Source organism: Bacillus sp. ISL-34, from assembly GCF_018613325.1.
Taxonomy (GTDB): Bacteria; Bacillota; Bacilli; order Bacillales; family DSM-1321; genus Peribacillus.
On the sequence record NZ_JAGGQJ010000001.1, the window covers coordinates 39314 to 64837 of the forward strand.

At 39.0% G+C, this 25524-nt stretch carries 25 protein-coding genes; 17 read left to right on the forward strand and 8 right to left on the reverse strand.

The window, feature by feature from the left end; all coding sequences use genetic code 11:
* The first annotated feature begins 9 nt into the window (after nucleotides 1-9).
* The gene (thiC, locus tag J7E52_RS00265) at nucleotides 10-1788 is read left to right on the forward strand and encodes a phosphomethylpyrimidine synthase ThiC (protein WP_214743168.1); all 1779 of its coding nucleotides are present in this window, start codon (nucleotides 10-12) and stop codon (nucleotides 1786-1788) included.
* 297 nt (nucleotides 1789-2085) lie between these two features.
* Here the strand turns inward: thiC and J7E52_RS00270 are convergent, their stop codons facing one another.
* Together J7E52_RS00270 and J7E52_RS00275 are read right to left on the reverse strand one after the other, a co-directional pair.
* The gene (locus J7E52_RS00270) at nucleotides 2086-2595 is read right to left on the reverse strand and encodes a DUF3231 family protein (RefSeq protein ID WP_214743169.1); all 510 of its coding nucleotides are present in this window, start codon (nucleotides 2593-2595) and stop codon (nucleotides 2086-2088) included.
* A gap of 102 nt (nucleotides 2596-2697) precedes the next feature.
* Nucleotides 2698-2841 carry a hypothetical protein gene (locus J7E52_RS00275; RefSeq protein WP_214743170.1) on the reverse strand — a complete coding sequence of 48 codons (144 nt, stop codon included), beginning with the start codon at nucleotides 2839-2841 and terminating at the stop codon, nucleotides 2698-2700.
* Nucleotides 2842-3017: 176 nt separating this feature from the next.
* Here J7E52_RS00275 and J7E52_RS00280 point away from each other — a divergent pair, with 176 nt between their 5' ends.
* Nucleotides 3018-3647 (forward strand): spore coat protein, encoded by a 630-nt coding sequence (locus tag J7E52_RS00280; RefSeq protein ID WP_214743171.1) that lies wholly within the window; start codon nucleotides 3018-3020, stop codon nucleotides 3645-3647.
* A gap of 51 nt (nucleotides 3648-3698) precedes the next feature.
* On the opposite strand, the gene J7E52_RS00285 is transcribed toward J7E52_RS00280, so the two are convergent.
* The 3 genes from J7E52_RS00285 to J7E52_RS00295 all read right to left on the reverse strand — a co-directional run bounded on the left by J7E52_RS00285 (nucleotide 3699) and on the right by J7E52_RS00295 (nucleotide 5470).
* Nucleotides 3699-4067 carry a carboxymuconolactone decarboxylase family protein gene (locus J7E52_RS00285; RefSeq protein ID WP_214743172.1) on the reverse strand — a complete coding sequence of 123 codons (369 nt, stop codon included), beginning with the start codon at nucleotides 4065-4067 and terminating at the stop codon, nucleotides 3699-3701.
* 112 nt (nucleotides 4068-4179) lie between these two features.
* On the reverse strand, nucleotides 4180-4962 hold the full coding sequence (locus J7E52_RS00290) for a cytochrome c oxidase assembly protein (protein WP_214743173.1): 783 nt from the start codon (nucleotides 4960-4962) through the stop codon (nucleotides 4180-4182).
* Entirely contained in the window at nucleotides 4952-5470 is a 519-nt protein-coding gene (locus J7E52_RS00295) for a DUF2243 domain-containing protein (protein WP_214743174.1), read from the reverse strand. The genes J7E52_RS00290 and J7E52_RS00295 overlap by 11 nt, the downstream gene beginning before the upstream one ends.
* A 304-nt stretch (nucleotides 5471-5774) precedes the next feature.
* Here J7E52_RS00295 and J7E52_RS00300 point away from each other — a divergent pair, with 304 nt between their 5' ends.
* From J7E52_RS00300 to J7E52_RS00330, 7 genes are all read left to right on the forward strand, one after another.
* Nucleotides 5775-6620: a manganese catalase gene (locus J7E52_RS00300; protein ID WP_214743175.1), complete on the forward strand. Its 846-nt coding sequence runs from the start codon at nucleotides 5775-5777 to the stop codon at nucleotides 6618-6620.
* 178 nt (nucleotides 6621-6798) lie between these two features.
* A complete protein-coding gene (locus J7E52_RS00305) occupies nucleotides 6799-7779 on the forward strand; it encodes an NAD(P)H-quinone oxidoreductase (RefSeq protein ID WP_214743176.1) in 981 nt (326 codons plus the stop codon).
* A gap of 214 nt (nucleotides 7780-7993) precedes the next feature.
* A complete protein-coding gene (locus J7E52_RS00310; RefSeq protein WP_214743177.1) occupies nucleotides 7994-8761 on the forward strand; it encodes an arylamine N-acetyltransferase family protein in 768 nt (255 codons plus the stop codon).
* A 348-nt stretch (nucleotides 8762-9109) separates the two neighbouring features.
* The gene (locus tag J7E52_RS00315) at nucleotides 9110-9721 is read left to right on the forward strand and encodes a hypothetical protein (protein WP_214743178.1); all 612 of its coding nucleotides are present in this window, start codon (nucleotides 9110-9112) and stop codon (nucleotides 9719-9721) included.
* 305 nt (nucleotides 9722-10026) lie between these two features.
* Nucleotides 10027-10170 (forward strand): anti-repressor SinI family protein, encoded by a 144-nt coding sequence (locus J7E52_RS00320; protein ID WP_214743179.1) that lies wholly within the window; start codon nucleotides 10027-10029, stop codon nucleotides 10168-10170.
* A 138-nt stretch (nucleotides 10171-10308) separates the two neighbouring features.
* Nucleotides 10309-10878, forward strand: a complete 570-nt coding sequence (locus J7E52_RS00325) for a YdhK family protein (RefSeq protein ID WP_214743180.1) — start codon at nucleotides 10309-10311, stop codon at nucleotides 10876-10878.
* A gap of 657 nt (nucleotides 10879-11535) precedes the next feature.
* On the forward strand, nucleotides 11536-12018 hold the full coding sequence (locus tag J7E52_RS00330; protein WP_286197305.1) for a GNAT family N-acetyltransferase: 483 nt from the start codon (nucleotides 11536-11538) through the stop codon (nucleotides 12016-12018).
* 295 nt (nucleotides 12019-12313) lie between these two features.
* Here the strand turns inward: J7E52_RS00330 and J7E52_RS00335 are convergent, their stop codons facing one another.
* Both J7E52_RS00335 and J7E52_RS00340 read right to left on the reverse strand, forming a co-directional pair.
* Nucleotides 12314-13150: an RMD1 family protein gene (locus tag J7E52_RS00335; protein WP_214743181.1), complete on the reverse strand. Its 837-nt coding sequence runs from the start codon at nucleotides 13148-13150 to the stop codon at nucleotides 12314-12316.
* 208 nt (nucleotides 13151-13358) lie between these two features.
* Nucleotides 13359-14213, reverse strand: a complete 855-nt coding sequence (locus J7E52_RS00340) for a DUF4915 domain-containing protein (RefSeq protein WP_214743182.1) — start codon at nucleotides 14211-14213, stop codon at nucleotides 13359-13361.
* A 485-nt stretch (nucleotides 14214-14698) separates the two neighbouring features.
* On the opposite strand from J7E52_RS00340, the gene J7E52_RS00345 reads away from it, so the two are divergent.
* The 6 genes from J7E52_RS00345 to J7E52_RS00370 all read left to right on the forward strand — a co-directional run bounded on the left by J7E52_RS00345 (nucleotide 14699) and on the right by J7E52_RS00370 (nucleotide 19956).
* Nucleotides 14699-15883 carry a glycosyltransferase family 4 protein gene (locus tag J7E52_RS00345; protein ID WP_214743183.1) on the forward strand — a complete coding sequence of 395 codons (1185 nt, stop codon included), beginning with the start codon at nucleotides 14699-14701 and terminating at the stop codon, nucleotides 15881-15883.
* Between the two features lie 20 nt (nucleotides 15884-15903).
* On the forward strand, nucleotides 15904-16227 hold the full coding sequence (locus J7E52_RS00350) for a hypothetical protein (RefSeq protein WP_214743184.1): 324 nt from the start codon (nucleotides 15904-15906) through the stop codon (nucleotides 16225-16227).
* Nucleotides 16228-16264: 37 nt separating this feature from the next.
* Complete coding sequence (locus J7E52_RS00355; protein ID WP_214743185.1) at nucleotides 16265-18055, forward strand: glycosyltransferase family protein; 1791 nt, start codon at nucleotides 16265-16267, stop codon at nucleotides 18053-18055.
* A gap of 313 nt (nucleotides 18056-18368) precedes the next feature.
* Nucleotides 18369-18854 carry a PaaI family thioesterase gene (locus tag J7E52_RS00360; RefSeq protein ID WP_214743186.1) on the forward strand — a complete coding sequence of 162 codons (486 nt, stop codon included), beginning with the start codon at nucleotides 18369-18371 and terminating at the stop codon, nucleotides 18852-18854.
* A gap of 230 nt (nucleotides 18855-19084) precedes the next feature.
* Nucleotides 19085-19540, forward strand: a complete 456-nt coding sequence (locus tag J7E52_RS00365) for a LytTR family DNA-binding domain-containing protein (RefSeq protein ID WP_214743187.1) — start codon at nucleotides 19085-19087, stop codon at nucleotides 19538-19540.
* Nucleotides 19537-19956, forward strand: coding sequence for a DUF3021 domain-containing protein (locus J7E52_RS00370; RefSeq protein WP_286197306.1), 420 nt, complete (start codon nucleotides 19537-19539; stop codon nucleotides 19954-19956). Before J7E52_RS00365 ends, J7E52_RS00370 begins: the two co-directional genes overlap by 4 nt.
* A 164-nt stretch (nucleotides 19957-20120) precedes the next feature.
* On the opposite strand, the gene J7E52_RS00375 is transcribed toward J7E52_RS00370, so the two are convergent.
* Nucleotides 20121-22187 carry a Na+/H+ antiporter gene (locus J7E52_RS00375; protein WP_214743188.1) on the reverse strand — a complete coding sequence of 689 codons (2067 nt, stop codon included), beginning with the start codon at nucleotides 22185-22187 and terminating at the stop codon, nucleotides 20121-20123.
* Nucleotides 22188-22580: 393 nt separating this feature from the next.
* On the opposite strand from J7E52_RS00375, the gene J7E52_RS00380 reads away from it, so the two are divergent.
* Both J7E52_RS00380 and J7E52_RS00385 read left to right on the forward strand, forming a co-directional pair.
* On the forward strand, nucleotides 22581-24173 hold the full coding sequence (locus tag J7E52_RS00380; RefSeq protein WP_214743189.1) for a spore germination protein: 1593 nt from the start codon (nucleotides 22581-22583) through the stop codon (nucleotides 24171-24173).
* Nucleotides 24174-24199: 26 nt separating this feature from the next.
* Nucleotides 24200-25417 carry a Ger(x)C family spore germination protein gene (locus J7E52_RS00385; RefSeq protein WP_286197309.1) on the forward strand — a complete coding sequence of 406 codons (1218 nt, stop codon included), beginning with the start codon at nucleotides 24200-24202 and terminating at the stop codon, nucleotides 25415-25417.
* Nucleotides 25418-25524: the final 107 nt, after the last annotated feature.

A 25524-nucleotide genomic window follows, 5' to 3' on the forward strand; every position in this document is an offset into this window, starting at 1 on the left:
AATGAAATCATGATGAGTAATTCAGTAAATGACATTAACGTTTCAATTATGTCCAGTTTTGCCGGGAGTAAAAAAGTGTATGTTGAGGGATCTAGACCCGATATTAAAGTACCCATGCGTGAAATTAAGCTAAGTCCGACTACAGGGTCATTCGGCGAAGAGGAGAATGCGCCTTTACGAGTATATGACACAAGCGGTTTTTATACGGATTCAGAATATCCCATTGATATTCATAAAGGTCTTGCCCCGATTAGACGTAACTGGGTTCTGGAAAGGGAAGATGTTGAAGAGTATGAAGGACGTGAAATAAAGCCCGAAGATAACGGGTATAAAAAAGAGTCACAAACCAAAGCGGAAGTTTTTCCGGGATTGAAAAGAAAACCATTGCGTGCAGCGAAAGGGCAAAACGTAACCCAGCTCCATTATGCCCGAAAAGGTATCATTACTCCGGAAATGGAGTTCATTTCGATCAGGGAAAATGTAACCCCTGAGTTTGTAAGAGAAGAGGTTGCTAGCGGGCGGGCAATCATTCCGGCAAATATTAACCATCCTGAAAGTGAGCCCATGATCATCGGACGTAATTTTCATGTGAAAATAAATGCGAATATTGGAAATTCCGCTGTTAGTTCATCGATCGAAGCTGAAGTGGAGAAAATGACTTGGGCTACACGTTGGGGTGCCGACAACATAATGGATCTTTCCACCGGAAAGAATATTCACACGACCCGGGAATGGATTATCAGGAATTCACCTGTGCCAGTTGGGACGGTTCCGATATATCAAGCACTGGAAAAGGTGAATGGAGTCGCTGAAGATTTAAATTGGGAAGTTTTCCGGGATACATTAATCGAGCAGGCTGAGCAAGGTGTCGATTACTTCACCATACACGCTGGTGTGCTTTTGCGATACATTCCCATGACTGCAAAGCGAGTTACGGGAATCGTTTCCCGGGGGGGCTCCATCATGGCACAATGGTGCTTGGCTCACCACCAAGAAAGTTTTCTCTATACTCACTTTGAAGAGATTTGTGAAATCATGAAGGCTTATGATGTCTCTTTCTCATTAGGTGACGGCCTCCGTCCTGGATCCATTGCAGATGCAAACGATGAGGCACAATTTGCTGAGTTGGAAACACTCGGGGAACTGACGAAAATAGCTTGGAAGCACGACGTTCAAGTCATGGTGGAGGGACCCGGTCACGTACCGATGCATTTGATTAAAGAAAATATGGATAAGCAGCTGGAAGTCTGTCAAGAAGCACCATTCTATACCCTGGGACCATTGACGACGGATATAGCTCCTGGATACGATCATATCACTTCTGCGATTGGTGCTGCCATGATTGGATGGTTTGGAACGGCCATGCTTTGTTATGTGACACCGAAAGAGCATTTGGGACTTCCGAATAAAGAGGATGTTCGTGTAGGGGTCATTACTTATAAAATTGCAGCCCACGCAGCTGATCTTGCTAAAGGCCATCCGCAGGCAAGAAAACGGGATGATGCCCTTTCGAAGGCTAGATTCGAATTTCGTTGGAGAGATCAATTCAATCTTGCCCTCGATCCTGAAAGGGCAGTTGAGTATCACGATGAAACACTTCCGGCCGAGGGTGCCAAAACAGCCCATTTCTGTTCAATGTGCGGACCAAAATTCTGCAGTATGAGGATTTCTCAGGACATCCGTGATTTGGCGAAGGAAAAGGGTCTGGGTTTTGAGTCGGTAATCGATGAAGGCCTTAAAGAAAAAGCGAATGAATTTAGGAAAACGGACGGGGAAATCTATCAATGATTCCGACGAGAGGGAGAATTCGATGAATCGGGTAATCCAAATAAAAGTTGAAATGAAACAGTTGGAAACTCAATTGGAACAGCTGAAAAGGGAGCTGAACATTTTACACGAGAATTGTAATCATGAATTTGTAAAAACTGATTATAGTCAACAATGCACAAAGTGCCACTTAATCGAAAGTCTGCAATGGTAGTGATTCCGTAATCGTCCTCGGATTATCGAAATGAATTCCTTAATCATGTTGGGCATCCAATCACAAATGTCACATGATTAGGGGATATTTCATTACTATTTACATTACATACTTGTTTTATTAATATGAAGAGGAGGAGGGACAAGCCACCCTTTTTCCTTATTCAATCTTAGGAAGTCAGCACCCAATGCAGCTTTATTGGTATGGAATTGTGCGAACATCTGTGCAATATCTTCGCGGATGCATTGACCCATGATTTGGCTGCAAGCAACTAATCCTGCATTGATATCGATTGATACTGAAGCAGAGATTTCAGGATCTTGAAGACGTGCCCCAACGGGAATATCCTCCAAATTAGCTTTAGGTCTTTCAGGTGGTGACGGAGGCAGTCCTACGTTATTTTCTTTTAATAATAATTCAATTTGGTCATGTTCCTGTTTCCCTTGTTTGATCACTTCAACAAGTAATTTATGCAGGTCCTTGTCGCCAGTATGATTAAGCATGGTTTGATGACAGGCAATCAACCCTTTTGTAGTTGTTAGAAATGCCCATGTTCCAAATACCTCTCCGTAATGCATAGGCTCTTCTTTCGGATTTCCGCTTAAAATTCCCATAACCATCCTCCTTGGAATTCACTATTTAACGCATTTAAATTACCCTGAATTCATCCATGTATACATCGTTGATGTTTGGAAAAGTTAGAGGGCTTTCAATGCTTAACCTTTTATTCCTTGTAGCCATTCTTGATAACATTCATCACAGAGCATTTCATTTCTATCCGTGTCAGTAACTTGGAATGTTACGACATGGATTTTTTTTTCTTCCGTGTCATCACTGCAATAGAAGCATTTATGTGTCATTAGAAATCCTCCCATAATATAAAGTGTTTATAGTTTAAAGCGCCACGGTTTTTTTATACAGAAAACATGATGCAGCAGCTTATTGGTCTTCTTGGAAGAGTTTAGATTGAATAATCCTGTTGGGGTTTAACATACTAAACTTGTTCGCACCATTGATAAAACAAGGAGGAAATACGATGCAAAACCAAAATCAACAAGGTCAAGTACACCAGAACATGCAAACGGGTGCTATTCCCCCACAAATGAATCACGGTGGTCACGAAGTATTCGATGTACATGAAGTGTTGTCGGGAGCGATTGGTACTTTAAACACGTATACTCTTTTGCGTCAGCATGTACAGGATCAGGAATTGCTGAACATTTTGGATCGTCAATATCAGTTCATCCAAGAAGAATATAATATATCATTGGAGTGCTTCCAATCGGGCCAGGATCCTTCTAAACCGACCCAGAGCTACAAAATGAATCAAGGTAACGATTTTATATATGGATTGACACCAACACAGCCAAAGAAACCTTTGCAATCCGTCTCGGAAATTACGGATGAATGCATTTCAGCGATGATGCTCGGAGCTGTCAAGTCTGCAGCATCCATGAAAGCGATGGCAGCGCTTGAAATAACGAATCCGGTGGTACGCCGCGTATTTGCAGATTCCGTTCCGAACTGCATTGAAATGGCATATGAGATTTCGTTATATCAAAACAAACATCATTACTACCAAGTTCCACAGCTTGCACAGCAGGACATGCTGCAAATGATGAATTCTTATGCACCCGCACAAAGAAATAACAACATGAGTCATTAAAAGCATTTGTAAAAAATAAAGAAGGGATGGGACAATTGTCCCATCCCTTCTTTATTCCTGTTTCATCTGATTTATTTCCTGGATGCATTCCTGGACGAGGGTTACAGCCTGACTCATTGTGGCTCCTCCGCCGAATGCCGCGGTCACACCAATGGCTTCAAGAATTTCCTGTTCGGAACAGCCTTGATCAAGACATCCTTTTGTATGATAGATAATACAGTATTCATCTTGTGAATATAAGCTTATTCCTAGTGCGATAAGCTGTTTATCTTTCTTGGATAATTGACCTTCTTTAAAGCACTCTTCCGTAAACGAATTGAATTTCTCAGCGAGATCAGGCATTTTATACGTAAAGACACCAATTCCAGCTTTATAATCACGAAGAGCATTTTCAGTAGAATTGTTAGCTTCAAATTCCATTTTCCATTCAGCTCCATCCTAAATTTTTTTCATCAAAAATTAGTATGAGCTAAATGTTGGTTGATTAAACAGAAACACAGGAGTTTACCGAAGTAATCATGGAACCGCCTGCCTACAAGGAAAGTGATTCCTTGGGCCGGGTGGCTTTGAACCATTGATAGCAAAGGATGCATATAAGTGCAACGTCAATGGCATCTCCGGCATAGTACATTAACATTCCTCCATTTTCCGCTTGTACCTTTGTGACTCCGCTTGGCGGATGGGCAAAAATATATTTAGAAAGGATATCATGGCCAGCCAGTGAAATTGTAAATACGATAGCTCGAAACATGAAGCTGAACCTGTGGGGCGCAGGGTCCATATAAATCATCGAGGCAGTGAATAGATAGCCCGCTATGAACACGTGAAAATGCACTAATGCATGTAGAAGGGCATTCTGATGCATCAACCCATACAAACCGGTCGTATAAAGTATCCAAAGCCCCCCAATATTAAGCACAGAGGCAGTGATTGGATTGCTTATAATGCGCAGCTGCCAACTTTTCAACACCTTTGAAAGGCGTCTTGCTGATTGTACATCAAGTGTTCGCAGTGCAAGGGTAATAGGTGCAGCAAGCACGAGTAGGATGGGTGCAATCATTCCAAGCAGTAAATGACCAACCATATGCGCCGTGAAGTCCAAATGCGCGCGATTGGCTATGGGACCTATAATTGCAGAGGCTGCACAGATGGTGCCAAAAATCCAAAAGAGTGTACGGTATAAGGGCCATTTTTTAAAGCGGCGGCTCGAAATTACGACTGCTGCGATATAAATCACTATAACAAGCGCGAATGGAATCAATAAAATCGGTTCAAAACCAGCTCCATTATCATGAATATGTCCATTACTGTGCATTCCGGCCATCTTCTTTCAAGTTAAGTAAGCTTCGTCTTGTTTGAATGACGAGGGTAATGCCGATCAAGATCATGATTGTGGCTGCAATATTCCAAATCAAATCGTATGGGAGAATATCGACATTGTATCGGATTTGATGGAGACGCATGAGCTTGTGCTGGATGATCCCGTCATATAACTGAAAAGAACCTGCCCCGAGCAAAACTCCCCCTATCCACCTTTTCAGCCAAAATCCCCTTCGACGGCGAAGGTCAGCGAACATGAACAATGACCCGACCGTTGCAAACCAGCTTAGGGCATGAAATAAACCATCCGAGACAAGCCCGATATTGGATGTGGACTTGTCATAGAAATGATGCCAATGTAATAGTTGGTGAAAGATGGCCTCATCGATGAATGCCACCAATCCGATCCCGAATAGAAAACCGGACCATAGATTACGAGCTGAATAAGTATAGCGTAATTCTGAAATAGATTGATCTTTTTGATTTCGGGGCTTGAAATCCATTTTCCACCCTCCTTTTAAGTTTTTTTGTAAAATGATCATTTTCCTATATATGGTTCTTTCTACTTTACCCTGTAATGTAAAGTTATAGACAGGTAAATGGACCTTTTATAAATCTTATTTATTGAGCATTTCATAGCCCTTAGATAATCAATGGCTTACAGTTCAGTGATTGTTGTTAACAGTATGTAAATTTTTTCTAATTATTGTTCGTTATAACAGGATTCATGTTTCAAGCATGGACAGGCGGGTAATAAAAAACCGTAGATCAATAAAACAACGAACTATAATAAAAGGAGGAGTTAATATGTTTCGTCATCAAAAGGAATTGCAATTTGAAGTTAAGGTAGATCGACCAGATCCGATGCTTGCCCGTCAAATTCAGGAAGTGTTAGGTGGACAGTTTGGGGAAATGACAGTCATGATGCAATATCTTTTTCAGGGTTTTAACTGCCGTGGAGAAGAAAAATACAAAGATATGCTGATGGATATTGGTACAGAGGAAATTGGACATGTAGAGATGCTTTGTTCGCTCATTAGTCAATTGCTTGATGGCGCTTCTCCGGAAGATCAAGCAGAGGCTGCAAAAGATCCTGCTATAGCAGCGATCATGGGTGGAATCAATCCCCAGCATTTGCTCGTGAGCGGTCTTGGCGGACTGCCAACCAACTCGAATGGGGTGCCATGGAACGGATCTTATATTGTAGCGAGCGGAAATCTATTAGCGGACATGCGATCGAATCTGCATGCTGAAAGCCAAGGACGCCTTCAAGTGGCCCGTTTATATCATATGACCAAAGATGAAGGGGTACGTGCTACCTTCCGTAAAATGTTAGCCCGTGATCGTTACCACCAATATCAATGGATGGCAGCCATTGCAGAACTTGAAGAAAAAAATGGCGTAGTGGTTCCCGCGTCATTCCCACCGGAAGCGGAAATGGAATCTCAACCGGAAGCGTACGAATTCTGGAACTTGTCAGAAGGTAATGAATCAGCAGACGGCCTGTGGGCAACAGGAAGCGCCCCAGATGGTACAGGAGATTTTGTTTATGTAGCTGAACCAGTTGCAAAAGGGCAGATTCCTAACCCTAAGGTTCCTGCAACACAATTGCATCATGACCTGGATAGAAGTCAATCGCTTAATAAAAGGTAATAGAAACTCTTCTAAAAAAGCTCGATGGACCCGAAAGGGACATCGGCTTTTTTTATTCTATCATGTTTACCAAAACCGATTATTTGCTTGTGGATATTTTTTGGAGTAGCATAGTTTCCATCTTCAAGACAAACGATTTTAAAGCGTGATACTAATTTAATTGTAAGGAGTGGGACAAATGAAAGCAGTGGTAGTTAAAGAACCGGGTGGAGCGGAACAATTACTATTTAAAGATTTTTCCAAGCCTGTGCCGGGAAAAGGGGAAATATTAATTAAGGTAAAAGCCTCTGCAATAAATAGAACGGATATTGTTTCACGAGAAGGGAAATCCGGTTATATGGCCAATCCAATATTAGGGATTGAAGTTTCTGGGGAAGTGGTGGAAACAGGGGAAGGTGCAAATATACAATTAGGGACAAGGGTCATGGGCCTTGTAAACGGCGGCGGTTACTCAGAATTTGCCTTGATGCCGGCTGATAGAGCGATGAAAATCCCGGATAACCTGTCATTTGAAGAAGCGGCAGCGATTCCTGAAGTATTCTTGACTGCGTACCAAACCTTGTTTTGGTTAGGCGAATTGACGGATCAAGATACGGTTTTGATTCATGCTGGCGGAAGCGGTGTAGGCACAGCAGCTATTCAACTGGCAAAAAAACTGACAAAAGCGAGAATCATCACTACAGCCGGCTCAAAGGAAAAATTGGATTTCTGTCACTCACTGGGGGCCGATATTTGTATCAACTATAAAGAACAATCTTTTGATGAGGAAGTAATGAAAGCTACAAATAATCAAGGAGTGGATGTTATCCTGGATTTCATCGGTGCTTCTTACTGGGAGAAAAACCTTAAAAGCATAAAAACTGATGGACGATGGGTACTGATAGGGATTCTGGGCGGAACTGTAGTCGAGAAGGTGAACTTGATGGAACTTCTCTTAAAAAGAGTTCAATTAAAAGGCACTCTATTAACTCCTAGAAGTGATGAATATAAAAAAGAGCTAACGGAAGAATTCGTTACAAAGGCCATGCCGTTGTTCCTCCAAAATGAAATCAAGGCAATCGTGGATCATGTCTTCCCTTTTGAAGAGGTACAAAGGGCGCATGAACATATGGAAGCAAATAAGAATTTAGGTAAAATCATCTTACAGGTAAATGAATGATTAAAGAAAACAGTTTCGAAGCATGTATGGAGGAGGATGCCTAGAATTACGACATTATTGGGCGCCCTCTTTTCATGGTGCTTGATAAGGAAAAGGTGGAATGTGGGTTTTGTTAATGGCATATCGTTGAAGAATGAAATATGGGCAAAGTATAATGAATATATACAAAGTCAAGATGCTCTTCATCGGTATCTGTTAAAATGGGGGAATCGTAATGAATGAACTGAATGCATTATTCAGGAAAAGAATAGGGCTCCAGGAAGATGTGAAACTGACATTCGAGAAATTAGATGATATTCTGGATAAAGCTGCGAAAACCATTCCGTTTGAAAACTTATCAATCATGGCATCCCATCTGAGTGATATCAATAGAGCCAATATCATGAACAAAGTCCTCGTGAGGAATGAGGGTGGATTGTGCTATGAATTGAATGCAGCCCTTTATTTTTTCCTGAAGGAAAATGACTTTGATGTATCCTTGGTTCGAGGTGTCATCTATAATCAGGGGTGGATGACCATAGGAAGGACCCATGTTACCATTCTATTGAACCATGAGGGCAAAACCTATTTGATCGATACGGGCTTTGGCGGGAATCTGCCTTTAAAACCAGTTCCGTTGGACGGAGAAACGGTCGTTTCCCAAAATGGTGAATTCCGGATAAAAAAAGAAAGTACCGACCATGGAGATCATATCCTTGAATTAAAACTGAAACATAAAGATCGCGATTGGAGAATAGGGTATGCTTTCGATTCTTCAAAACCCGTAGGAAATATAGCGGAACTTAATGAGGTCCAAACGATCATAAGGGAAAATCCCCAATCGCCATTCAATAAGCATCCATTAATCACCCGTCTGACAAACAACGGGAACATCACTTTAACTGATACATCCTTTACAAAGTGGGAAGGTGGGAAAGTGACGAAAGAAGAAATAGATGGAACACGATTTAAAGAGTTAATGAAACAGCACTTCGATAGATAGTGGAAAAAAGGACTGAATTTCAAAGGCATCCCTACCGAGATTGTCCATTCTCGATAGTCTTTTTATGAATACAATGATCATTCCTTGGGATGTCATTGATGTGAAAATTTATAAAGCTCATACTAAATAAATAATTTTCTACACTCCTGCCTGGCTTGTCGAGACCCCGCAGGCGCTTGCTTTGATGAGGTATGGCAGCCAGTCGGCGGAAAGGGAGCGAATTTCCGATAACATTTGAAAACTGTAGGCAAACCAGCTTTCTTCAAATTTGTCTACAGTCTGAAACATCCATTACGGATGTTTTTACTATATATTCAATAGATTCGAATTCAGTGGGGTGAGAAGGATATGGAGAGGAAGAATCGATTGGTTTTTACTAGATCGAATGCTGCTGCTAAACGAAAATTCGATGAAGCGATCACCATTTTGGAATATAGCGTAATGCTCGTTGAATTCTTTGGATTAGAAGAGTTCAATAATATAATTGCCGGACAGTTAAGGCTGATTTTATGTGAAACGAAAAATACGCGCATAAAGCGGGAAAAGGTCACGATTGATCAATCCTTAATAAAGAAAATTAATCCTAACCCGCGGTTGTATCCCATTAAAGACTCCATTCAAATGAGCAATGTTCATATTACGGAAGACATCTTCGATTATACTAAACAGAGGATTGAGCTAAAGCTTTGGAGAAATCAAATTATCTATAAAAACGATATCGAAGGAAAAATCCAGGAAATTAAAATCATTGATTTTATTAAGGAAACAGCTAATAAGATTGGCGGTGCACAAGCTGAATCAAGTTTCCCTAATAAGTCCATTATTTCGGATGGTCATACCAAAATCATGTTAATAGCTATAGCGAAAGGGTTATTCAAATCCATAGGCAGGGATTATAAAAATCATGCCTCCATGAACCTTTCGCATATCATGCAAAAAATCGAACAATCAACTTTATGAGACTAAACATAAGAAGGACTTTTGGCCAAGTCCTTCTTGCTTGGTTTCCGGAAGGATTGAATACCTCTAATAACCTCTATCAATAAACCATCTCTTTTTACTTCTGTTAAACCACTCTCGATAGCATGCTGTGCACTTTTATTATTAAACCCTGATTACAAACAAACATTGAGGCCTTATATGTAAATGTAAAGACTTCTAAAATGCAGCTATAGACGTTTGAGATCATTTATAATGATATTTCACATGGGAAAATAGCCCATACAGATAAATTAACTAAAGATAAAAAGAAAGAGATGATGATTATGAAGGATTTTGATGGAAACCTTCCTGACGAATGGCTGGAACTAGTAACATTGGCAATGAAATCTGATGTTACAAAAGAGCAATTCAAAAAGTTTCTTAAAGAAAAGTCGAATGGCAATAAAAGTAGCGATTGTGGTGGCTAATGAACGCCATCAGGTTAAATTGAGGCAGGACCATTGCATAAAAAGTATGAGGCTTCATTTCTTTTGCCACGAGTGTACTCCATATTTTCTGCATATTTAATTGGTAAGATGGATGTAATCATAAGGGAGGTTTTATTCATGAAAAAAAGAACAAAATTGCCTATCATCCTATCATTATTAGCAGCCCTGTTTTTAGTCCTTGGTGCATGTTCCAACAGCGATGATAAAAACAAAGAAGATAAAAAAGAAAAGGATCATAGTGAAATGGACATGAACCATTCTAGCTCGGGTGATGTTCCAGAAGGATTAAAGGCTGCAGAAAATCCAACCTATGAAGTTGGAAGTCAAGCGATTATCGAATCAGGTCATATGGAAAGCATGAAGGGGGCGGAAGCAACAATAGTGGGTGCCTTTGATACGACTGCTTATGCAATTTCGTATACGCCTGCAACTGGCGGAGAAAAAGTTGAGAATCATAAATGGATCATTCACGAAGAAATCAAAGATGCAGGTGAGAAAACATATGAACCCGGAGCGGAGGTCACAGTAAATGCTTCTCATATGGAAGGGATGAACGGGGCTGTCGCTGAAATTGAATCTGCTGAAAAAACGACTGTTTATATGGTCGATTTCACTCCGACTACTGGAGGAGAAAAAGTGAAGAACCATAAATGGGTAACGGAAAGTGAATTATCAGCGTCTGAATGATTTAACATCATGATTTGCAAATCAGAAGAAGAAAATAAGACTTGGTTATCCTTAATGGTTTGTTCCTATTTTATGAAATCTCACTAGGTTGAAGAAATTTGCGACACTCCTGCCGAATAACTGGCTAGCTGATGAGGCTTGGCAGACAGTCGGCGGAAAGGGTGCGGATTTCTGAAATCAACTGGAACGTTTTTTAATAATAAAAAAGACTGTAGACCGACAATAGAATATGTTGGTCTCAGTTAGTTCACAACATTGGGGGGAATGGTCTTATCCGAATCCCTTTCACGATTTTTTTGAGGGAATGGTTACCATAATTTTAAAACAGAATTGGTTATACTCCATGACTTTTTATTCATTCAAATGGCATGAAACCTCACTAGGTTGAAGAAATTTGCGACACTCCTGCCGAATAACTGGCTAGCTGATGAGGCTTGGCAGACAGTCGGCGGAAAGGAGCGGATTTCTGAAAACAACTGGAACATTTTTTGAAAAAACTGAACAAATTCGCTTTAATTCGAGTTTGTCTACAGACTAAAGGAATGGTAAACAAAGCCATTCCTTTTTTTGTGAATGGATTTTCTTGTTTGCAGTGGGTTGTAAAACTTTAGTATCTGTTAATATGGCTTTATCAGATATGTAAGAAATGAGGTGCGTATGATGAGTGGATTAACTATTAAACCTTTTACGGAAAATGACTATGAGGCGCTGAGCAATTATTGTTTACCTATAGAACAAGCAATCTATACTTCTTTACCTTTGAAAGTTATCGAAGACTTCAGGAAGGATAAATATAACCTCCCCATGGTCATTTATTTAAATGAGGTTTTGATTGGTTGTTTTGCCTTATATACGGATAAAGCGGGAAATCAATATACAAGTAATGAGAATGCAATTCTTCTAAAATCATTCTCATTGGATTTGCGCCATCAAAAAAAGGGGCTAGCTTTTAAGACTTTAAAGGTGTTGCCTGATATGATCAAACTAAGTCATCCAGATAAAGATGAGATTATTTTAACAGTGCATCATTCGAATGTTCCAGCGATAAATTTATATAAAAAAGCTGGATTCATTGACAAAGGATACAGATTTAATGGGGAAGAAGGGGAGGAATTTATTTTCCACTTTGCTCTGGATTAAACAAATGAAATACTTCGGGAGAGTAAGATAGAAGAAAAACAGATCACCCATGAGACGATTATCAGAAAAGAAACGATACCTGCTTAAAATGACAGTCGGCGGAAAGGGAACGGGTTTCTGAAATCAACTGGAACGTTTTTCATAGAAAAAAAACTGTAGGCAAACCCGTATTTCGAATTTGTCTACAGTCTGAAGCAATTAACTTATTTTTTTAGAAGGTATTTCATCCCAAACCTATCTTGCAGGAAAATTTTCACCATGAATTCATGAATATGGATACGATATGATTCAGAATTCATGGAAGCCATCCTACAATTTCTAAAAGGGTCAGAACAATCTCAAAGACAATGAGGATCACAATGATCCATTCAACGAATAGTCCCCTGATCGAATGGCTGATGTTAGAAAACCCATCCATAATGTTATATAAAATCTCGGTTTTACTTTTCAGGATTTTATACCGATCATTCAATTCAAAAAAATTAAGCATGCTGTCATAAAATTCGCCGGCAATGCTGCTTGTCCATGTAATATCAGGTTTGTCCAGAATCATGATATACGCTAGGGTATTGTACTCGTGACGTACGATTTTTGCAGTCGTCCTCGCTAGTTCCTTGTTGCCGATTCTCAGCTTGCCTTTTTCCAGTCGGTCTATCATGGCTTCGAGCTTGTCGTGGATATTTCCGAGTTGTTCCTCAGTTTTTTCAAGTGCCACCGATTTTGCGAGAATAGTGGAAATTAATTCAGGGTAGAAAAATTCATATTTAGGCACAACTACATATTCGTCTGTCAAATTGATGTTTTCAGTTTCACTGAAGTGAAGGCTGTAATCGTCTGTATATCTATCTAAATTGACGAGATCAATGTCCGGCTCGAAAGAAAGGATAAAGGATGAAAATTCCTTAATCTCCTCCGCGTGTGAGTAATTGATGAAGACAATGCTGCCAAAGGAAAAAACCAGCACCTGCTGCGATTCTTCCACATTTTTATTAAGGATGGAACTTAGAATATCGCCCTTAAGGATTAAAGGCTCTTCCCAGGTGAATTTTTTTGGAATGCCGCAATGAATGGCGATTTTATTCAAATCGATTTCATTAGTGATTGCAAATGCTTTAAAGGTAATTGGTTCCATCTATATCACTCTCTTCAGCAAATTGGTCTTTTTTCGATTCTATTCTATTCTTACAAAAACATGCTTGAATAATTTTTGAGGATAGAAAAAAGTTCGCTGATTGTTCAGTAGATAAAGAAAGAGATCCTGATGATCTGGTAACCTAAACGAATATCTTCCATTAAGGATAAAAAATTTTAACAACAGAAAAATATGATTTTCACTGTATTTAAATAACCAATATTCCATAAATTTCTTCAGAAGGTATATGGATAAAAGATGAAAGTTTCGTAGAGATGTCATGAACATAAATCCCGCAATCCAGCAATATGTTCGTATGTTTTTTTAATAAAACCGGTATTTGCCTACTCTCACTTTGGCCGATAAACATCGTTTGATTTCTAACTGCTAAACCTCGAGTATAACCAAGGCATTTAAAAATATTTTCCTCATTTCTTTTTACTAGGAATTCACCTGAAACACAATAATACATCTTATTATCATAATGAAGTACACTGTGAGGCTGATGTAATTTTTCATGGCAAATCTTAACCACTTTTCTTTCCTGTAAAGAATATTCTAGAATCACACCTTGGTGGATTGTTTTATTAGGGAAATAACTTGCGAAAGAGAGGAAATGTTTCCTTGGAGGATATGAAAACATTGATACATATAGCTTATCATTTGCTATATACAAATCGTTGACGTGGCAAACATCGTCATTTTCAGGTGAAAATCTAATTTCATCAATTCTTTCCAAATCGTTTTCCAAATTATAAACACCAATTGAGTTAGTTTTGGTTTCAATAATATAAGCTTTATCATTGTCTATTGCTACACCATGTAAATCTAATTCTGTAGATAAAGCCTTATTCTTTATAACCTTTAAGTTTTCATCCAAAATGAAGATTCCATGAGAATTGGAAATTACGACAAAAGAGCTGCCGTATTTTGTAATGCCTGTGCATCCAACATTTAAAATTTTTTTTATTTCATATTGTTGTTGTTTAAATTGGACTAAATATAGACCACCTTTATGATTGCAGCATGAAATTAATAATTTACAATCATCTATGGGTATCATGTAAGTTCGCACCTCATTTTTTTAGACAATTCCTTTTCTTATAGTATGAATTTTTATTGTAATGGTGTAGACAAGTTATGGAGGATAATAGTGGACTTTATAACCGATTAAAAAGGAGTATTCGTTTTGATTATGCAAGTCCTATTAACACTTAAAATACACTAGTTTATATGTAAGAGGGCGATTCCGCTAAATGGATCGTCCTCCTTTTTTATTTTGCTTGTTTATATGCCAGCCTCCTTCATGCCAATCATGATGCTCCCAGTTATGTCATTACTTAAGCTTTACAAAAACATATAAAAGTTCATGAAAACTTTACTTTTATTTACAGAATTCTCATATTGATGTCAATATTCAGTAATACATGTTTGTTATAATCGATTGACGGTTTTAAAGGTGATTGGAAAAGAGTCTCTTAAAAATCCTTCATTTACAGATAAGTAGCAGGCCGATTGAAGATGACTGAATAGTAGGAGTGAACAAAAATGGAGGAATCTATAAATCTATATGAGCTTACATTTAGTGAAAAAGATAGATATGTAATCATTACGAATGCTTATCCACATGAAGATCAGTTATATCGGAATGGGTTTATCCACCGAAGAGTCAAGGCTTATCTGGATGAGGGTTTGAAGGTTGATGTCTTTGTTTTGCATCCTGCCTATAAAAAAGCAGAAAAGTATACGTATGAAGATGTGCCTGTTTATCGTGGAACTGAACAGCATCTGCGCATTTTCTTAAATCATAAAGTACATAAAAAAGCGCTCATTCATTTTGTTAATCCTAAAATGGTACAAGCGATAAAAGAAACGAACACCGATTTACCGATTATCACCTGGATACATGGATTTGAAACGGAGGCATGGCATAGAAGATGGTTTAATTTTCTTGAAAGTCCTGAAAGCTTGAGGAAGATACTTGAAATGTCGGACGACTATTATGTAGCACAGCTTTCTTTCATGAATTGGTTTTATCAAACGAATGAATTGGATACAACCTTTGTTCATATTTCCAAATGGTTCAAAGAACATATAGCGGAATGTGACGCAAGAGCAGAATCGAAAAATTCAGTAATCATTCCTAATGTAATAGATGACAAGCTGTTTACCTTTATTGAAAAGCCAGTTGAAATGCGGACAAAAGTCCTTTCAATCAGGCCATACGCTTCACGAAAATACGCCAATGATTTATCGGTGAAAGCAGTTCTAGAACTATCGAAGAGACCATACTTCGATAAGTTAGAATTTGCATTTTATGGTGATGGAAAATTGTTCGATCAAACCGTTGAGCCAATCAGGGATTTTGAGAATGTAACGATTCATAAAGGTTTCCTATCTCAGGATCAAATCGCTGCATTACATAAGGAGTATGGAATTTTCCTTTGCCCGACCCGTTTGGATTCTCAAGGCGTTTCCATGTGTGAGGCAATGTCGAGTGGGCTAGTGCCGGTTTCAACAGATATTACGGCAATCCCGGAATTCGTTAAACATGATGTTTCTGGCCTTCTGACAAAACCTGAGTCTCCTATCGAAATTGCAGATGCAATAGAGCGCTTATATTACAACCCGGACGTATTTTTAAGAGTGTCAAAACAAGCTTCTCAGTCGATTCGAGAAAAATGCGCGGTAGATGTTGTTATAAATAGAGAATTGGAGATTATCCAAGGTTAATGGAAGGGAGTTTTTTCAATATGGACGAACGAAACGAATATTGGAAAACTATGTATGAGGAACTCGAATTACAAATGAAAGACATGATGTCCATGACATTGGAGCTCATAGAGGGCAATGGCACTGAAAAACAAAAAATCATTGAGAATATTACAAAAGAAAATAATATGCTGCGAGAAGAATTAGAAAAAAGTAAGATGGCCCAAAAAGAAAATATTAAGCTTAACAAAGAAATACGAAGACTTAAGTTATTAGAACACAAATTCAACGTTACATATGCAGGGAAATTCACATTAAAATATCTTGCGCTTAAATCATCTATTAAAGAACAAATAAAAAAATAAAAATTCATATCAGATTTCAGTCATTGGAGTGAAAACTTTGAATTCACATGAACTAGTTGAAAACAAAAAAATGAAGGTACTTCTATTTGGCTTTATTGACATGAATTCAATGGATGGATCTGCAGTATTTTTATCTTCCTTAGCATCGACCATTGCGTTAGATTCTAACATCGAAGTTGACTTACTCTTAGCTAGCCCGGTCAAACGTGATATATTAATTCAGCCTCTTGAGAAATTTGATAATATAACCATTCTAAATCCTTTTGTTGATCCTTTTTTTAGTGTCTCCGATGATGAATGGGTAAAAAAAGGTGTCATTGATTTTGATATAGCTGAAATGCTCATTTCTCATTATTGGAGTCAAAAGGGATATGATTGGCTATTTGTTAGAAGCATTGAGACTGTTGAAAAAATAGCAAAGCATAAGCATATCATAAAGAATACATTAGTTTATGCTACAGGATTGACTCACATAGGCCAGGATGTTAATGAAAAAAAATTTGAGAGCATCAAAAATATATATGATCAGTGTGCGTATTTCTTATGTCAAACAGAAGAAATGTGCGAATTTGTCATTGAGATTCTTCATTTGAATAAAGAAAAAAACAAAGTTTCCCTGCTTACCCCGATGATACCAAACATTGAATCAGCGGAAGGGCAGATCCGGTTAAAAAACAAACTAGTATATACAGGGAAATTCGACCCAGATTGGAAGACCATTCCGATCATTACTGCTTTTAAAGAATTAAAACGCGAGATTCCGAATCTATCACTTGATGTTGCGGGGGATAAATTCAAATGGGTTAAAGATGATTCTCAGTTTAAGGAAGAAGCGGCATACCTCCTTAAAAATACAGATGGGCTTACATGGTACGGGGCATTAACAAGGGAGAATGCCCAACAATTAATCGTGAACAGTGATATTGGGATAACCTGGAGAAGTGAGGAAATGGACAGCAGCCTGGAACTGTCTACAAAGCTTTTGGAGTATGGGATTTTAAGGAAGGCTGTAATAATGAATCCAACCAAAATGCATATAAAGCTTTTTGGCGAAGATTACCCGTTATATGCTGTTACAGAGAAGGATTTTCGTGACGCTGTCAAATTAGCATTATGTAATAAGGATATATATGAGTTTGCGGCAAAACGAATGTATCAGGTCAGCAGGCAGTTTTTATTTTCGGAAGCAATAAAAAAACTGCAAGGACTATTATGGAGCAAGCGTATTACAGATTTTGTGGAGCAAAGTACAAATATGTTTTATGTTGATGTAGATGACTTTGATGAGCTGAATAAGCATGCACCATCAAAAAAAGTGAAAAAATTGCCTGCAGAGTTTATTGTTGACGAAGTTTTCACCTACATTGTCAAAAACATACCTGAAGAAATAAAACGAGTCGAAAAGCTGTTTAAACTTTCTGGGTATGGTCAAATCATTTCAGCAGAAAAAGCTGGATGTTATACATTTCTCCACATCCATAAAAGTTATGGAAACTTTGAACAAAATTTTCAAAATAACATGCCATATTTAAAAGCTATAGGATTTGAAACCAATGGAAATCCTAAATTAAAACCAAAAGATGTGGAAATTCCGATGAAGGAACAGGCAATTGCTGATAAAGAAAAATATGATTTGAAAGGGAAAAATAAAGAATTCGTTAAAGAAGTAAAGCAATTAAAAAAACTGAACGCAGCTCAACTTAAACAAATTACTAAGCTGGAAAAACAAAACCTAGCGCTTGGACGTAAATACGATTCACTTTCGAAGTCGAAAATGGGTAAAATGACATTCAAGTATTGGGATTTAAGAAAAAGGCTTAACTTTTAATAAGAAGGGAAAAGCTTTCCGGCAATGCAATGGAAGAACTTCTCAACCTATATTTATCAAAGAAAAGCTCCTGAATGCTGCATCGCTTACAGGGGCCTTTGTCATTTATATCGAGAAAAGGAGCAAGGATTCTTGCAAACTTTTTATGTATGTTGTCGATTTCCACAATGTACAGTTTACTATTCCATGAAAATTAAAACCTGGACGTAAGCTTAATATAGAATCAAGAATTACAAAAAACTAACCTTTTAGCACCAAATAGACCGATTATCCTTTTGTGGTGTTATAATATTCTGAAAAAGGGGGAGAGATGATGGAGGAGATTGTGGTAAAAGCGATTCAGGATGATTATCCAGATGCATTTGCATGGTGTTATGGATGTGGTCGGTTAAATAAAGATGGTCATCACTTTCGAACGGGTTGGCTAGGTGAGCAAACAAGGACAATTTATACACCGCTCCCAGAGCACACCGCAATTCCAGGATTTGTTTATGGCGGCTTGATCGCATCTTTAATTGATTGTCATGGAACAGGTTCCGCTGCATTGGCAATGCATCGTAAGAATGGGCATGAAGTTGGAGATGGAGTGGAGCCTCCCAGGTTTGTAACTGCGTCACTGAAAGTGGAGTTCGTAAAGCCAACCCCAAACGATGTGCCATTAACAGCAGTTGGGACGATTCATGAGGTTCATCCAAAGAAATGGAGAATCGAAACAGAGGTATTTGCCATCGATAAACTATGCGCCCGTGGAGAGGTAATCGCTGTGGTGATGCCAAGTACTTTTACAAGCAAAGAGTGATCAAGCCCTTGGAACAGGTCAATAGTAAGCTGATTGATGAAAACGTATTCAAAAGCAGAATTAGATTTTTTGTATCAAAGGGCCGTCCAATTTTTTTGGACGGTTATTTCGTGTATCTGAGTATCCATTTCAAGCATGTTATCGCTGTAAAGTTGCGTGTAGCTGGAAATCACAATCCAATTATCAAAATATCAATATACTTACATTATAAGCAAAGGGAGGTCGCAGAGATGAAAATAAACGTAGAGATAGATGAGGAGATCAAGGCGATAGAGGTGCTTATCCGCAATCATGAATGGAATGAGGAAGTGCAGGAACTGATGGAGCGCTTGAAGGAGAGGAAAAGACCGTATTTTGTTGGCAGGAAAGAAGAAATGCAGCATGTCTTCCGGGCAGAAGAAATCATCTGTTTGTTCACAGAGCAAGATTCCATAATGGTGCGGACGAAACAGGGGACTTTCGAAATGAAAGAAAGGTTATATGAGCTGGAAAGGGACCTTCCTGGCAATCAATTCGTGCGATTGTCCAAGTCAGTGATTGCCAACTTAGATGAGTTAAGCAGATTCGAGGCATCCTTCAACGGGACCTTATGTGTGTATTTCCGGTCAGGGGAAAAAGAATATGTTTCTCGCCACTATGTTCAAGGAATCAAGAAAGCATTTCAATGGAAAAGGAAGGGATTATGATGAAAACACTATTATTCCGTAGCTTTGTTGGGATTTGCTTTGGGGCACTCGTGATGGTGCTGACGTGTTTTGGAGTGATCGCTTTTGGGGAGGCTACTTCATTAGACAGTGGAATATTTGTGAAAAACGCGATAGGCTGCATATTATGCGGCTGGTTCTTCAGCACGGCAACAATCTTCTTTGAAAATGAAAAATGGAGTTTGTTATTTCAAACCATCCTGCACTTCCTGACTGTCAGCATTCTTTACTTCCTATTATCTTTCTTTGTTGGTTGGATTCCATTCAGCTTAAAAGGATTAGCTATAGGAATTGGGATATTCATCCCATTCTATATGATTATTTGGATCGTATTCTATCTCTACTTCCGCTTCCAAATGAAAATATTGAATGATGGACTTGATAAAAGAAGGAATTGAGAGCGGACTGACACATGGGGATGAAAGCCCTTATACCTGCTCGATCTATAGCAGGTCTTATCATTTCATTTTTCCTGTGGTACTCATCCATTTGTTTGACCCTCCTTTGGAAATTCAATAAGGAGACATCGCTCCCTGTTGAAACGGTGTCTCCTTATATTTTATCAGCTTTCTATCATTAACATTTCATCATAGATTAAGTTTTGTCTAAGCTCAGTTGCTGTTTGCATCGATATTTGCTCATCTTCAACCATTTGCTGAATGATATCACGTTCGATTTGCATTGCATTCAACTGAAAATGACTCACCATCTCTTCAAAGCGATTTGCTTCTTTTTCACTTAATGTTCCGAATGGATTCAAATAACGATTATATCTTTGAATGACAAGCATGACTTCATGACGGTTTTCAGGTGTAGTTTGTTGTTTGATCAATGAAATGGCTTCCTTTGAAGCTTCTTTTTGTGCTTTACGGACCTCCCGGATCAGGTCCGCATTTTTTACGATGGAGTCCTCTAATTTCGCTTCCCATTTCTTATCCCATTTGACATTGATCTTTTTCTTGAAAAGAATCGCCTGTAAATTGATCCAAGCCCTTTTCAGGGATGATTTTTGCATATAATTTAAAGTTCTTGAAATATACACTTTATAAAGTTCAAAGGCAGTTTCAGATATAGCCCCTTTTTCGACTAATCCAGAAACGACTTCCAATTCCTTATTGGCCCCTAGTTTCACTAAATCGCGTATTGTCCGATTATCCGGTCTCTTCGTTATTCCACGTTCCAAATCTATCAGTTGTTCATTTAAATTTTCCATTACTTGATGGACAGCTTTCTGGTTATCGATGGTTGCTTCTTTGCTCAGTTGATTGATCGTTTTATTTAAAACAATTTTATAAGCCTCATCAGAGGTTAGGCGTTCATCTTTGAATTCAATCGGTGTCTTTACCAGTAATGGCAAGAGAACCGTAGCCAATATGACGCTTAGCAATATAACGCACGCTGCGATAAACAAGACTGTATTACGCATCGGGAATAAAGTATCATCCGGCATAAAATATGGTATGGATAAAGCTGTAGCCAATGTAATGGTTCCATGAATGCCGCAAACGGATGTCAAAAATGCAAATCGTGATCTTGAAACATTCTCCTCATCAGTGTCATTGCTATCTTCTGGATGAACCCTTGACATGATGAATTGCTCTAATGGATTCACTCTGTTTTTCGTAAAAGTATTATGCAGAATGTATACCCAAATAAAACGGATCACCAATAATAAAAGAACAATCAAAACACTTATCCCAAAAAGAATACCCCTATTTAAGTCGGACTCAATTTCCTTATAAACACTCGGCAGCATGAATCCTAATAAAGCAAATACCAGTCCATTCAAAACATAACCTAATACAGACCATGTATTAGTTGATACAATTTGCAATTTAGTTGTGGAACTCTGAAGGCGATCCCTCTCGATTCCATGAATTACACCTGAGGCAACCACGGCCAAGATTCCGGAAACATGGAATTCCTCCGCTACCATATATATGACAAAAGGCGTAATCAGCTCGATAACAATGGACATGGAGATTTCTTCAAGTCCATGAACCCGTAAAAATAATCGCAATTTAACGATTAAGTAGCCCAATAGGATACCTATAAAGATACCGCCTAAAGCTACAAATATAAAATTAAGCGAAGCATCTTTTATGGAAAATACTCCAGTTAAGGCAGCTGCCAGGGCAACTTTAAATGCAACGATTCCAGCAGCATCATTGAAAAGTGATTCACCTTCAAGGATGGGCATCATATTTCCGGGCAATTTCAATCCTTTTGTTATCGATTGTACCGCTACGGCATCCGTAGGGGTAATCGTGGCTGCTAAAGCAAAAGCGACAGCCATCGGCATATCGGGTATTAACCAGTGGATGAAAAAACCTCCCGCAAAAACAGTCACAAATACTAACCCAAAGGCCAATAACAGAATAGGTTTACGCAATTCAAGCATTTCTTTACGGGACGTATTTTTTCCTTCTGTAAAGAGCAGCGGAGCAATGACACAGATCATGAATAATTCTGAATGAAAATCCAACGATAATTGAAATGGCAATAATGAAAGCACTGCTCCCATGGATATCTGATATATCGGCAGTGGAATACGAGGCCATATGGCATTTAATATTGTAGCGATTATTGTGGAAACTAATAATCCGAGCAATGTGATTAAGAATGACATAGAATCTCCCTTATTTTCTAATGTTTTAGTCTGATTGCCCATGAAACTTATATAAAAAGTTAAAAAAGCAGAGGTATTTTAAAGCGAATATCCATCCCTTAAAAAAATAACCCCTACTCTATGGTCTTGCGTATCATGTTCAAAATCAATACGTAAACAGAGACAAAATTTTCGGCTAATCTGCAGCCTCGGTTTTTGATATACCCCTTAGTCATTAATTACAAACAGGATATCACAAGAGTTTACGGTTTATTCAAAATCAACTTATAACATAGCTATTGCTATCAATTCTGCTAAATGAAAATTAGTTCATGCTGGGCTCAGGGATTTTCTGTATAAAATACCCTTAATGAAGAAACATAGAAAAATGGAGTTAGAGCGACCTGCAAAAAAATGGGGGTAACCAGCTTGATTCGTAATGTAGGTAGATTGTTAAGGAAAACGAAAGAAAAAAAATCCATTGTACAAAATAATTACCAGGATTCTAAGCCTGCAGATGCACTTGATGCGAATTTCAGTCAAAATGTAGAAACACTTCGTTCTGTTTATGATAATTGCTCGGATGTCATGTTCCGTTCGTTCTTACTTTTCGGAAAGACGAGAGCCATGCTTATTTACATTGCAGGACTCTCAGACATCGAGGCTATAGAGCAATATGTGCTATCTCCACTCATGCAAGAGTCATCAAAAGAGCCACAGCCATTAAATGAGTTTATTGAACATAAAATGCCCGTTCCTAAAGTGGTAAAAGTGAATATGTTGGCGGATTGCATTGAATCGATTTCCTCTGGAAACCCGATCCTTCTATATGAAGGGGAAAGCGATGGATTTTCTTTAGGATTGTCCAAATGGGAAAAGCGGGCGATTGAAGAACCTATGGCAGAGGGGGGAGTTAGGGGGTCACGAGAGGGATTTATTGAATCTCTGGAGGTAAATACGTCCCAATTGCGACGTATTATTAAAAGTCCTGCCCTTAAATTACAATCGATGAAGATCGGAACTTATACCAGGACGAATGTTTCAATTGCTTATATTGATGGACTTGTGGATAAAACACTGATTGAAGAGATTACAACTCGGTTGGAACGAATTAAAATAGACGGTATTTTAGAAAGCGAGTACATCGAGGAAATGATTGAGGATAATCCGTATTCACCTTTCCCTCAGATCATGACGACAGAACGGCCGGATGTAGCCTGTTCTTGCTTGCTGGAGGGACGGGTTGTCATTCTTGTAGAAGGAACCCCTTTTACTTTAATTGCACCAATATCCTTCTTTTCTTTGATTCAATCACAAGAGGATTATGCTCAACGTTTTATGGCAGGCACTTTTATCCGTTGGTTACGTTACTTTTTTATGGGATTATCCCTTTTGCTTCCTTCACTTTATGTTGCTATTTTGACGTTCCATCATGAGGCGGTCCCAACCGCACTCCTGCTAAGCAGCGCGGCATCCCGGGAATCGGTCCCTTTTCCTGCAATAGTAGAGGCATTGGCTATGGAAATTACCTTTGAAGCACTAAGAGAGGCAGGGGTTCGATTGCCGAAGCAGGTAGGTTCTGCTGTCAGCATTGTTGGAGCGCTAGTGATTGGTCAAGCTTCCGTACAAGCGGGGTTGGTTTCAGCGCCAATGGTCATTGTAGTTGCGATTACGGGAATCGCTTCTTTTATGATGCCTCGTTATATTGCCGGAATTGCTTTCCGGATGCTGCGTTTTCCAATGATGCTGCTTGCCGGTACATTAGGACTGCTTGGTATCATGATGGGGATCATTGCCATAGTCATTCACTTATGCAGCTTGCGTTCCTTCGGTGTTCCCTACTTAACGCCACTAGCACCGTTAAAAGGTCAAGAGCTGAAAGATGTGCTGTGGAGAGCTCCTTGGTGGAGGATGACTACACGCCCGCGCCTCACAGGGGATTCTAATGTATACCGTCAACCCCCGGAGCAGGGACCAAATCCGAAAAGGGGAAGTGAAACGGAGTGAATAATGGTTGGAGGCGAATAAAGATATTGGAGAAAGTAAAGAGCCGTCATTTCATGAAAAGCGTCCTTCTTTTGCTCGGTATTTGTGGAACAACCCCTTTTCTAAGCGGTTGTTGGGATCGAACAGAAATCACTGATTTGGCGATTGTCACAGCAGCCGCCATCGATAAGAAGGATAATAATCAAATCGAACTATCCGTCCAAGTCTTTATTCCAAGTTCAATAAGTAGTGGAGGCGGCGGTCAAGGAGGAGGGGCCAGTCAAGGGGGGGCTGTTACGACATTGGTGAGATATGAAAAAGGCTCCAATATGTCAGATGCATTGTCTAAGCTTCAAAGCAAGCTTCCGCGAAAAGTATTTTGGGGACATTGTAAAATATTTGTATTCGGTGAAAAGTTAGCGAAGGAAGGAATTCATGAGCAGCTGGATTTTTTACTGCGCCATCCGCAGCCAAGAGAGAAAGCAAATGTGTATGTCAGCAAAGGGAAAGCAAAGGCTATCGTTGAATCTTTGCCACCCCTGGAAAACTATTCAGGGGAAGTGCTTAGAGAACTATCTGATTTACATATTGGGATGCTGGTCACAATGCAGGATTTAGATGAAATGTTAACGGGTAAGCCTCAAGCGGCCGCACTTCCATTCGTTAAAATATTGCCTCCAGAGAAAGGGCAAACGAAATTACAGGGAATTCCTTACATTGTCGGAACAGCCGTGTTCAAAAAAGATAAAATGACTGGAACGATGACGGAAAAGGAAACTAGAGGGCTATTGTGGTTGAGGGATGAAGTGGAATCATACACCGTGACCATAAAGCCCAAAGGGGTGAAAGGGAAGATATCTTTAAGTCCAGTGTCAGCCAAAGTCAAGATCATTCCGCAAATTATCAACGACAAATGGAAATTATTGGTGAAGGTAAATACAGAAGGAGCTGTTATTCAAAATGGAACGAATTTAAACCTTTCAAGTCCAAAATCTCTAAAAGCTGCAGAACGAGCATATCAAAAAGATATAGAAAAACGCATCGAGATGGCTTTTCTGCATACTCAGGATAAGAAAGCGGATATTTTAGGGTTAGGTAAAGATTTCTATAGGAAATATCCTAAACAGTTCAATAAGATCGAGAACCAATGGAATGAAGTATTTTCAGAGTTGGAAGTGGAAATCGATGTTATGGCCCATATTCGCAGACAGGGCTATATTAACAAACCGGCGGGTTTGTCTGAGAAAGAGGTGAAGGACAAGTGAGATGGGGGGCTTTTTTGTGTACAACCGTGATTGTAACTCTAATCATTTTGTATGAATGGCCGAAAATGAAAAAAAATCCTAAAAAAGATAAAGTGGCATTTCTTACA

What these genes read in the sequence shown, in the direction of transcription:
- thiC (WP_214743168.1), top strand. Translation starts at nt 10, where the DNA reads ATGATGAGTAATTCAGTAAATGACATTAACGTTTCAATTATGTCCAGT.
- J7E52_RS00270 (WP_214743169.1), bottom strand. Translation starts at nt 2,595, where the DNA reads ATGGGAATTTTAAGCGGAAATCCGAAAGAAGAGCCTATGCATTACGGA.
- J7E52_RS00275 (WP_214743170.1), bottom strand. Translation starts at nt 2,841, where the DNA reads ATGACACATAAATGCTTCTATTGCAGTGATGACACGGAAGAAAAAAAA.
- J7E52_RS00280 (WP_214743171.1), top strand. Translation starts at nt 3,018, where the DNA reads ATGCAAAACCAAAATCAACAAGGTCAAGTACACCAGAACATGCAAACG.
- J7E52_RS00285 (WP_214743172.1), bottom strand. Translation starts at nt 4,067, where the DNA reads ATGGAATTTGAAGCTAACAATTCTACTGAAAATGCTCTTCGTGATTAT.
- J7E52_RS00290 (WP_214743173.1), bottom strand. Translation starts at nt 4,962, where the DNA reads ATGCACAGTAATGGACATATTCATGATAATGGAGCTGGTTTTGAACCG.
- J7E52_RS00295 (WP_214743174.1), bottom strand. Translation starts at nt 5,470, where the DNA reads ATGGATTTCAAGCCCCGAAATCAAAAAGATCAATCTATTTCAGAATTA.
- J7E52_RS00300 (WP_214743175.1), top strand. Translation starts at nt 5,775, where the DNA reads ATGTTTCGTCATCAAAAGGAATTGCAATTTGAAGTTAAGGTAGATCGA.
- J7E52_RS00305 (WP_214743176.1), top strand. Translation starts at nt 6,799, where the DNA reads ATGAAAGCAGTGGTAGTTAAAGAACCGGGTGGAGCGGAACAATTACTA.
- J7E52_RS00310 (WP_214743177.1), top strand. Translation starts at nt 7,994, where the DNA reads ATGAATGAACTGAATGCATTATTCAGGAAAAGAATAGGGCTCCAGGAA.
- J7E52_RS00315 (WP_214743178.1), top strand. Translation starts at nt 9,110, where the DNA reads ATGGAGAGGAAGAATCGATTGGTTTTTACTAGATCGAATGCTGCTGCT.
- J7E52_RS00320 (WP_214743179.1), top strand. Translation starts at nt 10,027, where the DNA reads ATGAAGGATTTTGATGGAAACCTTCCTGACGAATGGCTGGAACTAGTA.
- J7E52_RS00325 (WP_214743180.1), top strand. Translation starts at nt 10,309, where the DNA reads ATGAAAAAAAGAACAAAATTGCCTATCATCCTATCATTATTAGCAGCC.
- J7E52_RS00330 (WP_286197305.1), top strand. Translation starts at nt 11,536, where the DNA reads ATGATGAGTGGATTAACTATTAAACCTTTTACGGAAAATGACTATGAG.
- J7E52_RS00335 (WP_214743181.1), bottom strand. Translation starts at nt 13,150, where the DNA reads ATGGAACCAATTACCTTTAAAGCATTTGCAATCACTAATGAAATCGAT.
- J7E52_RS00340 (WP_214743182.1), bottom strand. Translation starts at nt 14,213, where the DNA reads ATGATACCCATAGATGATTGTAAATTATTAATTTCATGCTGCAATCAT.
- J7E52_RS00345 (WP_214743183.1), top strand. Translation starts at nt 14,699, where the DNA reads ATGGAGGAATCTATAAATCTATATGAGCTTACATTTAGTGAAAAAGAT.
- J7E52_RS00350 (WP_214743184.1), top strand. Translation starts at nt 15,904, where the DNA reads ATGGACGAACGAAACGAATATTGGAAAACTATGTATGAGGAACTCGAA.
- J7E52_RS00360 (WP_214743186.1), top strand. Translation starts at nt 18,369, where the DNA reads ATGGAGGAGATTGTGGTAAAAGCGATTCAGGATGATTATCCAGATGCA.
- J7E52_RS00365 (WP_214743187.1), top strand. Translation starts at nt 19,085, where the DNA reads ATGAAAATAAACGTAGAGATAGATGAGGAGATCAAGGCGATAGAGGTG.
- J7E52_RS00370 (WP_286197306.1), top strand. Translation starts at nt 19,537, where the DNA reads ATGATGAAAACACTATTATTCCGTAGCTTTGTTGGGATTTGCTTTGGG.
- J7E52_RS00375 (WP_214743188.1), bottom strand. Translation starts at nt 22,187, where the DNA reads ATGTCATTCTTAATCACATTGCTCGGATTATTAGTTTCCACAATAATC.
- J7E52_RS00380 (WP_214743189.1), top strand. Translation starts at nt 22,581, where the DNA reads ATGGGGGTAACCAGCTTGATTCGTAATGTAGGTAGATTGTTAAGGAAA.